Origin of the sequence: Pseudomonas sp. MF6767 (assembly GCF_016405475.1) — a bacterium.
In the GTDB taxonomy this organism is placed as follows: Bacteria; Pseudomonadota; Gammaproteobacteria; order Pseudomonadales; family Pseudomonadaceae; genus Aquipseudomonas; species Aquipseudomonas paracarnis.
Genome location: NZ_JAEKCY010000027.1, coordinates 1 through 11,764, shown reverse-complemented (window position 1 = coordinate 11,764; position 11,764 = coordinate 1). Strand labels below are relative to the sequence as shown.

Sequence of the window (11,764 nt, the reverse complement as noted above, 5' to 3'; positions counted from 1 at the left end):
CGCTCGCCCCGGCGTTGCACACTTTTTAACCAAGGCCTTGCCGCTATGAAAAAAATCCTCTTTGCCCTGTCTGCCCTCGCCCTGCTCGCCGCCTGCGATAAAACCCCGAAAGAAGCCCCCAAGCCCGCGCCCGCCTCCGTGCAAGCGACTCTGGTGCCCGAAACCCCGCCCACCGATAAATGGGTCGGCAAGTGGGTCGGCGTCGAAGGCTTGCACCTGACCATCGCCAAGGACGACAGCATTGGCCGCGGCCACTACCTTCTCACCATGCAATATGGCCTGGACGCCGATGACGCCGGCACCTTCAAAGGTGAGGCCGCTGAAGACGGCATCGCCTTCACCCGCCCCGACGGCCCGCAGCTGTTGCGCGCTGGCGATGGCGCCGCCACCGGTTTGAAGTGGCTGGCGGATAAAAAAGACTGCCTGATCGTTGCCACTGGCGAAGGCTATTGCCGTTAATACCGGCCATAATCAATCACGGTTAGCACACAGAGGATTGCTCCCATGCTATGGAAAAAAGGCCGACGCAGCGACAACGTGGTGGATGCCCGTAACGACAGTGGCGGCGGCGGTGGCGGTATGCGCTTCGGCGGCGGCAAGGGCCTGAGCCTCACGGCCATCGTGCTGATCGTCGGCATTGGCTGGCTGACCGGCCAGGACCCGATGCAGATTCTTGGCCAATTGACCGGCCAGATGGAACAGGCGCCGTCGGTCAGCACCCAGCCGCGTCAAGCGCCGCCAGCCAACGATGAGCAAGCCGACTTTGTGCGCGCCGTGCTGGGCGATACCGAAGACACCTGGGGCCAGGTGTTCCAGGAAAATGGGTTGGCCTATAAGAACCCGAAACTGATCCTGTTCCGTGGCCGGGTGAACTCAGCCTGTGGTGGCGCCACCTCGGCCAGCGGCCCGTTCTACTGCCCGGCTGACCAGCAGGTGTACCTGGACCTGGATTTTTTCCGGGAAATGTCGCAACGCTTCCAGGCCGCCGGTGATTTCGCCCAGGCCTACGTGATCGCCCACGAAATCGGGCACCACGTACAAACGTTGCTGGGCATCTCGTCCAAGATCCAGGCAGCGCGCCAACAGGGTCGGCAGATGGAAGGCGACGGTGGCCTGCTGGTTCGCCAGGAACTGCAAGCCGATTGCTTTGCCGGCGTGTGGGCCAACCATGCGCAAAAACGCCTGAACTGGCTGGAACCCGGTGATATCGAAGAGGCCCTGAACGCAGCCAATGCCATCGGCGATGACCGCTTGCAGCAACAGGGCCAGGGGCGCGTGGTACCAGACTCGTTCACCCACGGCACCTCGGCCCAGCGCGTACGCTGGTTCAAGACCGGCTTCGCCCAGGGCCAGATCACTCAATGCGATACCTTCGCGGCCAAGAGTCTCTAAATGATCAAACGGTTGGGGTTACTGCTGGGTGTGCTCGTGTCCTGTTGCACCTTCGCGGCTGAACACGGCGTCAAGGTGGTCAGCCCCGATCGCCTTCATCTGGAGGCCGGAGACCTCAGCCTGGGCCTGAGCCAGGATTGGCGCCAACCACTGCCCAAGGTCACACGCGCATTGATCATCGTGCATGGCCGCCTGCGCAATGCACAAACCTACCTGCAAAGCGGCATCGACGCCGCCGAGCATGCCGGGGTGGGCGGCAGTACGCTGGTGATCGCGCCGCAGTTTCTCAATCAAGCCGACGTGAAGCGCAACCACCTGGGCCACGAGGTATTGCGTTGGAAGGGTAACGACTGGATGGCCGGCGAAGCGTCCACCGGCCCAGGGCAGATCAGCTCTTATGGCACTCTGGACCAGATCATCAAGCACTTGGGCAACCGCAAACTGTTCCCGGCACTGAAAGAAATCGTGGTCGCCGGGCATTCCGGTGGCGGCCAAGTGGTGCAGCGCTTCGCCCTCACCGGCCACGACCACCCATTGCTGAATTCCGAGGGCATCCGCCTGCGGTATGTGGTGGCTAACCCGTCGTCCTATGCGTATTTCAGTCCGCAACGCCCGGTGAAGTTCGACATCGCCAATTGCCCAGGCTTCAACGACTGGAAGTACGGCATGCAAAACCTGCCGGATTACGTGGGTGACCGAGGTGCCCAGCAACTGGAACAAGACTACGTCTCACGCGACATCACTTACCTGTTGGGCCAGCAGGACACCGACCCCAACCACCCGGCATTGGATAAAAGCTGCGAAGCCGAAACCCAGGGTGCGTATCGGCTGCTTCGTGGCCACAACTACTTTGACTACCTCAAGCAGCGGCATCCGCAGTTGGGCCACCGGCTGGTAGAAGTGCCGGGGGTGGGGCATGACGGGGATAAGATGTTTACCTCGCCAGAGGGAGAAAAGGTACTGTTCGCTCAGTAGCACCTGAAGGAACCCCATCAAAATGTGGGAGCTGGCTTGCCTGCGATGACGGACTGTCAGTTGATAAAGTGTCAGCTGACCCACCGCTATCGCAGGCAAGCCAGCTCCCACATTTGCTCTCTGTCGCCCGGCTTAGATCATTCGGCGCAGCGCCGCACAATCCTCGGCATGCCAATCCGCCAACTCCGGCCAAGGGTTCTCCGGCAAGTTCACCAACACCGTCTTGGTGCCCGCTGCCCGGCCACAATCCAGGTCAAAGCGATAATCCCCCACCATCACCATTTCGCGGGGTGCTACGTCCCAAGCCGCCGCCAGTTTCAGCAACCCACCGGGATCCGGCTTGTGCGGCGCATCATCGCGCCCCAGCACGTCCTCAATGGCAAAGCAGTCCGCCAGGCCTATCGCCTCCAGGGTGATATGGGCCAGCTCCCGCGCATTACGGGTCAGGATCCCCAAGCGATAACCGCGCCCGGCCAATTCGCGTACCAGTTCCACCGCGCCTTGCGCCGCCACCGAACCCAGGGCCAGCTCACGCTCGTGCTCCAGCAACCAGGCGTGCTTGGCCGCTGCAACCGGCGCCGGCAAGGCCGCCAGGTGCGTGAGGATGTCGTCTTCAGGTGGAATGTCCAGCGCCACGCGGATAGCGGCAAAATCATGCACCGCCACCGTGAGGGTGCCATCCATGTCGAACACCCAGTGCTTCACGTCGCCGAGGCTCATGCCCAATCCTTGCGATGGCGGATCAAACCTTCCTGGGTCACCGACGCCACCAGTTGCCCGGCGCGGTTGTACACACTGCCCCGGGAGAAACCCCGAGAATTGCCGGCCCACGGGCTGTCCATGGCGTACAGCAACCAGTCATCGGCACGCAGGTCGGCGTGGAACCACAGCGCGTGATCGAGGCTGGCGACCTGCATGTCTTTCTGCCACACGGTCTTGCCATGGGGCAGCAGCGAGGTGGTCAGCAGGCCGAAGTCCGAGGCGTAGGCCAACAGGTACTTATGCAGCGCCGGGGTGTCCGCCAAGGCACCGTCGGCACGAAACCACACGTACTTGACCGGGTCGGACGGCTGCGGGTTGAACGGGTCTTTTTCGGTGACCGGGCGCACTTCGATGGGCTTGGGGCACAGCAGCTTGTCGCGCATGTGCTCGGGGATCAGGTGCGCACGTTGCTGGGTCAGCTCCAGCTCCGACGGCAGGTTTTCCGGGCCCACTACCACCGGCATGGTGGTCTGGTGCTCGAAGCCTGCTTCGTCGTACTGGAACGAGGTCGTGCAGGTGAAGATCGGATTGCCCTTTTGAATCGCGGTGACACGACGCGTGCTGAAACTGCCACCGTCGCGCACGCGGTCCACCGAATACACCACCGGCAACGCGGCATCGCCAGGGCGCAGGAAATAACCATGCAGGGAATGCACATGCCGCGCTTCTTCTACGGTCTGGCTGGCCGCCGACAGCGACTGGCCGAGCACTTGGCCGCCGAACAGTTGGCGAAAGCCCAGGTCCTGGCTGCGGCCGCGAAAGAGGTTTTCCTCGATCGGCTCCAGGGTCAGCAAGTCCACCAGATCTTCCAATACTTGGCTCATTGAAACTCTCCTCAAAGCAAAACGGTATCTACCTGTAGGAGCGAGCTTGCTCGCGAAGGTCGTTAACGATGACGCAGCGCTTCTGGTTTACCGCAGCGCTCTTGCGTTCTTCGCGAGCAAGCTCGCTCCTACGGGTTTCTGTTGAGCATGACCGCCTGCTTATCCGTGCAGCGTGTCCAACCATTGGGCGCGGGTGATGCGGTACAACACGTGAGGGCGCAGCGGGTCACCGGCTGCGACTTTCGGGTGTTCAAAATCTGCCTGCGGATCGTAATGCATACCGATGGCCTGCATGACTTTTTGTGAGGGCAGATTGGCTTCAGTGGTGAAGGCCAGGATTTCGTCCAGTTGCAAGCGGTCAAAACCACAGCGCAACGCCGTCCAGGCCGCCTCACTGGCATAACCCAGGCCCCAATGTTCGCGGGCCAGGCGCCAGCCAATTTCCACCGCAGGGGTAAAGCCGGCTTCGAAGCTGACATTCGCAAGGCCCGTCAGGCCGATAAATTCACCGGTGTCCTTGCGCTGCAAAGCCCAGAACCCAAAGCCATATTCAGCAAAATGCCCGCGAATCCGGCCGATCAACGCTGCGCTCTCCAAGTGGCTCAATTGAGCCGGGAAGTAACGCATTACCTGCGGGTCGGCGCACATGCGCGCAAAGTCCGGCAGGTCGCTGTCGCGCCATTGGCGCAGCACCAAGCGTGCACTTTCCAATTCCAGTATCGGCTCCATGGGTCCCCCTGCCTTGCCATGTGCGTGAGTGTACAGCGCTGTTAAGATCCGTCGCAGGTTCCCGTCAGAAAATCCCATGCCCTTGCCATTGATCTACCACGAAGACTACAGCCCTGAGTTCCCGGCGGACCACCGGTTCCCCATGGACAAGTTTCGCCTGTTGCGTGACCACCTGGTGGACAGCGGCCTCACCGAAGACAGCCAATTGCTGCGCCCGCCGCTGTGCCCGGCAGACATTTTGGCCCTGGCCCATGAACCTGGGTATATCGAACGCTACATGAGCGGCGAACTGTCCCGCGAGGACCAACGCCGCCTCGGCCTGCCGTGGAGCGAAGCCCTGGCCCGGCGCACGGTGCGTGCGGTGGGCGGCTCGATACTGGCGGCCGAACAGGCCCTTGAACATGGCCTGGCCTGCCATTTGGCCGGTGGCACCCATCACGCCCACTACGACTATCCGGCGGGCTTTTGTATTTTTAATGACCTGGCGGTGATCAGCCATTACCTGCTGGCCAGCGGCCGGGTCAATCGCGTGCTGATCTTCGATTGCGACGTGCATCAGGGCGACGGCACCGCACGCATCCTGCACAACACGCCAGACGCCATCACCGTGTCGCTGCACTGCGAAAAGAACTTCCCGGCACGCAAGGCCCAGAGCGACTGGGACATCCCGCTGCCCATGGGCATGGGCGATGCCGACTACCTCAAGGTGGTGGATGACGCGCTCAACTACCTACTGCCGCTCTACCAGCCGGACCTGGTGCTGTACGACGCCGGCGTGGATGTGCACAAGGACGACGCCCTTGGTTACCTCAAGCTGACAGACGAAGGCGTCGCCGCCCGTGATGAAAGCGTGATGCGCCACTGCCTGGGCCGCGACATACCGGTGATGGGCGTGATCGGTGGCGGCTATAGCAAGGACCGCCCTGCCCTCGCCCGCCGCCACGGCATCCTGCACCACAGCGCGCAGCGGGTATGGACGTCATCAGGCTGTCATTGAAGTGTGAGCGTTACCCACAATGCCTGTGGAACGGCCTGTGGATAACTTGAGCGTAAGCGGCTACAAGCGTTTGACCGCATGGCCTGTAGGAAAGTGTACGTTTTTTGATCAGGCAGCGGCGTCGTGGTCGGGTAGAATGCTCGGCCTATTCACATCACCGTAGCCCTGCCCATGCCTCAGACTTCTGCCCACCACGTCTCCATTATCGGCGGCGGCCCCGCCGGGCTGATGGCCGCCGAAGTCTTGAGCCAGGCTGGCGTGCGCGTGGACCTGTACGACGGCATGCCGTCGGTGGGGCGCAAGTTCCTGCTGGCAGGCGTGGGCGGCATGAACATCACCCACTCCGAGGCTTACCCGGCGTTCCTGTCGCGCTACGCCGAACGCGCGCCGCACATGGCGCCGCTGCTGCGCAGCTTTGGCGCCGAGGCGTTGTGCGAATGGATCCATGGCCTGGGTATCCAGACCTTTGTCGGCACCTCCGGCCGCGTATTTCCTACCGATATGAAAGCCGCGCCACTTTTGCGCGCCTGGCTCAAGCGTCTGCGGGAGCAAGGTGTGGTTATCCACACCCGGCATCGTTGGACGGGTTGGAATGACGAGGGCGATTTACTTATCCACAGCCCGGACGGCGAAAAAGTTGTCCACAGCGACGCTGTGCTGCTGGCCCTGGGCGGCGGCAGCTGGTCGCGATTGGGCTCCGACGGCGCATGGCTCAACCTGTTTGAAGGCAAAGGCCTGCCCTATGTGAGGCTGCAACCGAGCAACTGCGGGTTTGAAGTGTCGGCATGGAGCGAGTTGATGGTCAGCAAATTCGCTGGCGCGCCGTTGAAAAACGTCGCCATTGGCCTGGGGGATGACAAGCCTCGGCTGGGCGAATGCGTGATCACCGCCACCGGTATCGAAGGCAGCTTGATTTACGCCTTATCGGCGCCGATTCGCGAAGCGATCAACCGCGACGGTGCGGCCACGGTGCATATCGATTTGCTGCCCAGCAAGCCGCTGGACAAGGTGCAGGCCGCATTGGCCAAGCCCCGTGGCTCGCGGTCGATGAGCAAGCATTTGCACAGTCAGCTGGGGTTGGATGGCGTGAAAGCGGCGTTGTTGCGCGAGCTGACGCCTGCTGAACACTTCACCGACCCGGCGCAATTGGCGGTGGATATCAAGGCGTTGCCGCTGACGTTGGTGAAAACGCGGCCGATGGATGAGGCGATCAGCACGGCGGGTGGTGTGCCGTTTGAAGCGCTGGATGAGCGGTTGATGCTCAAGCCGTTGCCTGGGGTGTTTTGTGCGGGGGAAATGCTCGATTGGGAAGCGCCGACCGGTGGGTATTTGCTGACCGGGTGTTTTGCCAGTGGCCGGGCGGCTGGGCTGGGGATGTTGGAATGGCTCCAACGCTGATCGTTCCCACGCTCTGCGTGGGGATGCCGCCAGGGACGCTCTGCGTCCCGCTTTAGGTTCGTGACGCAGAGCGTCACAGGATGCGCTCCCACGCGGAGCGTGGGAACGATCAAATGCTCAAGCCATTGCCTGGGGTGTTTTGTGCAGTGGAAAGGCTCGATTGGGAAGCGCCGACCGGTGGGTATTTGCTGACCGGGTGTTTTGCCAGTGGCCGGGCGGCTGGGATGGGGATGTTGGAATGGCTCCAACGCTGATCGTTCCCACGCTCTGCGTGGGGATGCCGCCAGGGACGCTCTGCGTCCCGCTTTAGGTTCGTGACGCAGAGCGTCACAGGATGCGTTCCCACGCGCGTGGGAACGATCAATCACTTCTTCTTACGCGGCCCAGTATTAAACACCGGCACCTTGCGCACCGGCTTGATCGACGGCTCAGCCGGGGCTACTTCCCCACTGTCCACCCACTTGCCCAGGTTGCGCTTGCCGCCACCGCCGGACGCCTTCGGCTTCTTCGGCTTTTTCGGTTTCTTCACCACCTGCCCGCTGGCATCGGTGTCCGGCACGCGGTGCTCCGGCTCGAAATCCGGTTCCATCTTGCGGGTGAGGGTCTGACGGGTCAGCATCTCGATGGCCGAGAGCATGTTCACCTCATCGGCACACACCAGGGAAATCGCCTCACCGGTGTTGCCCGCACGCCCGGTACGGCCGATACGGTGGATGTAGTCCTCGGCCACGATCGGCAGGTCGAAGTTGACCACCAGCGGCAGGTCTTCGATATCCAGGCCACGGGCCGCCACATCGGTGGCCACCAGGATCTGCACTTCGCTGGCCTTGAAGCGGTCCAGTGCGCGTTGGCGGGTGGCTTGGGGTTTGTCGCCATGGATGCCGTCGGCGTTGATCCCCAGGCCCTGCAACTTGTCCACCAGCGCATCCACGCCGTTGCGGGTCTTGGCGAACACCAGCACTTGCTTCCAACGGCCCTTGCGCATCAGGTGCACAAACAGCTCCGGCTTGCGCTTCTTGTCCACCGGCACCACCCACTGCTTGACGGTGTTGGCGGCAACGTTGCGCGGGCTGACTTCGATGCTCAGCGGGTCGTTGAGCATCTGCCCGGCGAGCAGGCGAATGTCATCGGAGAAGGTCGCGGAAAAGAGCAGGGTCTGGCGCTTTTTCGGCAGCATGCGATAAATGTTGGCAAGCTCTTCGGAGAAGCCCAGGTCGAGCATGCGGTCGGCTTCATCCAGCACCAGGGTTTGCAACTGGTTGAGCTTCAGCGCGTTCTGGCGGAACAGGTCGATCAGGCGGCCAGGGGTGGCGACCAGAATGTCGACGCCTTTGCGCAGCTTCATCATCTGCGGGTTGATGCTCACGCCGCCGTACACCGCGTAAGTGGTCAGCGGCAGGTGTTGGGCGTACTCGGCAACGCTGGCATGAACCTGCTCGGCCAGTTCACGGGTGGGGCACAGGATCAGCGCACGCGCCGAGTTGGCGGCGACTTTCGGCCCTTCCATGGTCAGCAGTTGCAGCAGCGGCAAGGCGAAACCTGCGGTCTTGCCGGTGCCGGTCTGGGCCGCGGCCATCAGGTCGCGACCGGCCAGCACTGCCGGAATGGCTTGCGCCTGCACCGGCGTCGGGGTCTGGTAGCCAAGCGTCTCAAGGGCGCGCAGCAAGGGTTCGATCAGGCCAAGGGTGGCGAAAGTCATGTAGTTACCGTAGGAAAAATTCAGCGCAAGGGCGTAATGCGCGGCAGTTTACCTTATTTCGGGTTTGGGCTTGCGCCATTGGGGCAGGCTGATCAGCAACACCGCGCTGATGATCACCAGCATTGCCAAGGCTTCTTCCAGGCCGATGCTCTCACCCACGAACACAATCCCCAGCAACACGGCGACGGCCGGGTTCACATAGGCGTAGCTGGTCGCCGCCGCCGGGCGTACGTGCTTGAGCAGGTACATATAAGCGTTGAAGGCGATGATCGAGCCGAACACCGTGAGGTACGCCAGGGCCAGCCAGCCTTCCAGCGGCGGCATGGCCTGCAGGTGCTCGCCGGACAGCGCGCTGACGATCAGCAGCGCCACACCGGCCACGAGCATTTCCGCGGCGCTGGCCATGGCGCCTTGGGGCAGCGGCAAATGGCGGCTCCACACCGAGCCGAAGGCCCAGGACGCCGCCGCCATCAACAGCAACACCGCGCCCAGTGGGCTCGACTGCAAGGTGCTGCCCATGTTGAGCATGGCGATGCCGATGATCCCCAGCAGCACCCCGGCCCATTCCAACCGCGTATTACGCGCGCCCCAGAAAAACCCACACAGCAAGGTAAACAGCGGCACCGTCGCCACCGCCAGCGCCGCGACGCCGGACGACACGCCCATATGTTCCGCCACGCTGACGCCACCATTGCCCACGGTGAGCAACAAAATGCCGATCATCCCGGCCGCCTTCCACTGCGGCCAGGTCGGCGCCGGCACCCCGCGCCATCTGAGGAAGCCATACATCAATACCCCCGCCGTGCAAAACCTAATCCCCGCCAGCAACAGCGGCGGCCAGTACTCCACGCCGATACGAATCACCAGATAGGTGGAACCCCAGATCACATACAACGCAAAAAAGGCGGCGATCAACGGTAAGGGAAAGCGACGTGGGCCAGGCATTGGGCGGCTCTATGGCAGGAAATGGGAGACTTATTCTAGAAACGAAGGTGGATAAACTTAAGTTACAAAACCTGTTTAAAACGCCAATACACTTCTCAAACCATGGTTATCAAGGCTATAAACCGTGTTTTCGAAAGCCATGCGCAACCGGAGCCTTATCATGGACAAATACGACCGCATGCTCCTCAGCGCCCTGCTTGAAGATGGCCGTGCTTCCTACGCGCAACTGGCGCGCACCGTGAACCTCTCCGCACCCGCCGTGGCCGAACGCGTGGCCAAGCTTGAGGCCAGCGGCGTGATCACCGGCTACCAGGCCAAGGTGGATTTATCCAAAGTGGGTTTGCCGATTCAATGCGTGATCGAGTTGCGGCTGACCAACCATGGCAGCCAAAAGGTGTACGACGCCCTGGCGGAGATACCCGAACTCACCGAATGCCACCGGGTCACGGGCGACCCATGCGTGATCATGCAAGCGGCGGTGGGCTCGATGCCCGAGTTGGAAAACCTGATTAATCGGGTAGCGAAGTTCGGCTTCAGCAAGACCTCGATTATTCTGTCCAGCGCCATAGAGCGGCGGGTGCCGTTGGGGCAGTTGGACACCAATGGCAAAAATGCTGGCTGAGCGATCGTTCCCACAGGGATCGCGTACTGCCCGAGCGACGCGGTCAACTGTGGGAGCTGGCTTGCCTGCGATGGCGTCAGTGGCCTCACCGAAGAGTCGAACGCTGGACGATCAAATCGACTATCTGCTCGATGGTCGTGATGTGATCCCAATCCTCCTGCGTCGCTTGCAGCTTGAACTGCCACTTGATCTACATGACAAAGCAGGTCACGTCGTCATCAATGATGTCGAAGTCATGGATGAAATCGGTGTGCTCCGTCACTTCGCTTCGGTCGATAAAACCGATGATATCGACGAATAGCTGGATCACTTTTTCGCTGATGTCGGCTCTTGCCAAGCTACCTTCCATTTCTCGCCTCATAGGCACACTTACCAATACTGACCAGGTCAAAGACTGCAAGCCCGGCAGCGACGAAGGGCATGCCCCGCCCGATGATGCCGAATACCCGCACCGTGCCAAACGTTGCCTTTGCCATTCTGTCCATGGTGGGTTGCCTGATCAACGTACGAGGGAAAAAGCGCATTCCGATCAGGCTAGCCAGGTTCGTGGTTTTGCTGGAGCCGACGTGAACCCAAGCACCCACCACAATTTTGCTTATGGGTATGCCCGCCGCGCCAGCGATCACTCTGGCTGCCGTGAGGCCGTAGTGTTGCTGTGTACATTTCCAGAGTTCATCAAACGTCGTATCGGGCACAGCTGGGTCAGCGTGAATCGGCTTGAGTAACTGGTAATGAGGGCCATGACTCCAACCTGGCAAACTCGGCAACACCATGACTGCCGGGCAGCTTGTCATCGTATTGCCCACATGAAACGCCATGCTTGAACTGGAACCCAGATCAATGCCATTTGATTCAAGTTCCAACTTGCTTCGCATGATCGCTGTATGAAGGTCGCTTTCCTGCATGTTCTTTGTCCCTGTGCGTGAATGACACACAGAATGGTAGGTCGCAGTAAAACGTGATGGATGAGTAAAGAAGAAAACCAGAAAGGTCCTAACTCATAGCCGGATTTGACCTACCGACCATTCAGCGCTCAGGTGCCTTGTTTGCGTCGGATTCGGTAGCCAGTCTCGCCCTGTCATCGAATGCTTGGTGACCGGACGTGCAAGTCCGACGCCCAGGCCCACGCATCGGACGGAGTGATGAGATGCGTTGGGTGGAGATGGCGAAGGGGATGGTGGGCCAGGCGTTGGAGTGCCCACAGCCTCGATAAACGACGCATAACCCAAGTGTGAGCCGGGCTTGCCCGCGATAGCGGAGGGTCAGGCAACAAATGGCTGGCTGATACGCCGCTATCGCAGGCAAGCCAGCGCCCACATGGGAACTCCAGTGTTCTTGAGGCAGTAGCCGGATCAGAACCCGCGCTGTTTGCTGATCGTTCCCACGCTCTGCGTGGGAATGCCGCCCTGGGCGCTCTGCGT

At 61.3% G+C, this 11,764-nt stretch carries 12 protein-coding genes and 2 pseudogenes; 7 read left to right on the top strand and 7 right to left on the bottom strand.

Annotated features, from left to right (window positions below):
• Positions 1-45 precede the first annotated feature (45 nt).
• The 3 genes from JFT58_RS27210 to JFT58_RS27200 are packed head-to-tail and all read left to right on the top strand — an operon-like array spanning position 46 to position 2,367.
• Positions 46-459: a lipoprotein gene (locus JFT58_RS27210; protein ID WP_034126935.1), complete on the top strand. Its 414-nt coding sequence runs from the start codon at positions 46-48 to the stop codon at positions 457-459.
• 45 nt (positions 460-504) lie between these two features.
• Positions 505-1,392: a KPN_02809 family neutral zinc metallopeptidase gene (gene ypfJ / locus JFT58_RS27205; RefSeq protein ID WP_014720040.1), complete on the top strand. Its 888-nt coding sequence runs from the start codon at positions 505-507 to the stop codon at positions 1,390-1,392.
• Positions 1,393-2,367 carry a hypothetical protein gene (locus JFT58_RS27200; RefSeq protein WP_054896168.1) on the top strand — a complete coding sequence of 325 codons (975 nt, stop codon included), beginning with the start codon at positions 1,393-1,395 and terminating at the stop codon, positions 2,365-2,367.
• A 132-nt stretch (positions 2,368-2,499) separates the two neighbouring features.
• Here JFT58_RS27200 and JFT58_RS27195 read toward each other — a convergent pair whose 3' ends face one another.
• The 3 genes from JFT58_RS27195 to JFT58_RS27185 form a co-directional block, all read right to left on the bottom strand.
• The gene (locus tag JFT58_RS27195; RefSeq protein WP_054896169.1) at positions 2,500-3,087 is read right to left on the bottom strand and encodes an HAD family hydrolase; all 588 of its coding nucleotides are present in this window, start codon (positions 3,085-3,087) and stop codon (positions 2,500-2,502) included.
• Positions 3,084-3,953, bottom strand: a complete 870-nt coding sequence (gene tesB, locus JFT58_RS27190; RefSeq protein WP_054896170.1) for an acyl-CoA thioesterase II — start codon at positions 3,951-3,953, stop codon at positions 3,084-3,086. The genes JFT58_RS27195 and tesB overlap by 4 nt, the downstream gene beginning before the upstream one ends.
• Before the next feature lie 159 nt (positions 3,954-4,112).
• Complete coding sequence (locus tag JFT58_RS27185) at positions 4,113-4,682, bottom strand: GNAT family N-acetyltransferase (RefSeq protein ID WP_054896171.1); 570 nt, start codon at positions 4,680-4,682, stop codon at positions 4,113-4,115.
• Between the two features lie 76 nt (positions 4,683-4,758).
• Between JFT58_RS27185 and JFT58_RS27180 the strand changes: the two genes are divergently transcribed.
• From JFT58_RS27180 to JFT58_RS27170, 3 genes and pseudogenes are all read left to right on the top strand, one after another.
• Complete coding sequence (locus tag JFT58_RS27180; RefSeq protein WP_054896172.1) at positions 4,759-5,679, top strand: histone deacetylase family protein; 921 nt, start codon at positions 4,759-4,761, stop codon at positions 5,677-5,679.
• A gap of 171 nt (positions 5,680-5,850) precedes the next feature.
• On the top strand, positions 5,851-7,077 hold the full coding sequence (locus JFT58_RS27175; RefSeq protein WP_054896173.1) for a TIGR03862 family flavoprotein: 1,227 nt from the start codon (positions 5,851-5,853) through the stop codon (positions 7,075-7,077).
• A gap of 113 nt (positions 7,078-7,190) precedes the next feature.
• Positions 7,191-7,331: pseudogene (locus tag JFT58_RS27170) on the top strand (aminoacetone oxidase family FAD-binding enzyme); the annotation flags it as partial.
• Positions 7,332-7,441: 110 nt separating this feature from the next.
• On the opposite strand, the gene JFT58_RS27165 reads toward JFT58_RS27170, so the two are convergent.
• A complete protein-coding gene (locus tag JFT58_RS27165) occupies positions 7,442-8,776 on the bottom strand; it encodes a DEAD/DEAH box helicase (RefSeq protein WP_034126931.1) in 1,335 nt (444 codons plus the stop codon).
• 48 nt (positions 8,777-8,824) lie between these two features.
• Positions 8,825-9,721, bottom strand: a complete 897-nt coding sequence (yedA, locus tag JFT58_RS27160; protein WP_034126930.1) for a drug/metabolite exporter YedA — start codon at positions 9,719-9,721, stop codon at positions 8,825-8,827.
• A 160-nt stretch (positions 9,722-9,881) separates the two neighbouring features.
• Between yedA and JFT58_RS27155 the strand changes: the two genes are divergently transcribed.
• Entirely contained in the window at positions 9,882-10,343 is a 462-nt protein-coding gene (locus tag JFT58_RS27155) for an Lrp/AsnC family transcriptional regulator (RefSeq protein ID WP_044268904.1), read from the top strand.
• A gap of 85 nt (positions 10,344-10,428) precedes the next feature.
• Here JFT58_RS27155 and JFT58_RS27150 read toward each other — a convergent pair.
• Positions 10,429-10,692: pseudogene (locus JFT58_RS27150) on the bottom strand (acyl carrier protein).
• Positions 10,682-11,248, bottom strand: a complete 567-nt coding sequence (locus tag JFT58_RS27145; RefSeq protein WP_054896174.1) for a hypothetical protein — start codon at positions 11,246-11,248, stop codon at positions 10,682-10,684. The pseudogene JFT58_RS27150 and the gene JFT58_RS27145 overlap by 11 nt, the downstream one beginning before the upstream one ends.
• Positions 11,249-11,764 lie beyond the last annotated feature (516 nt).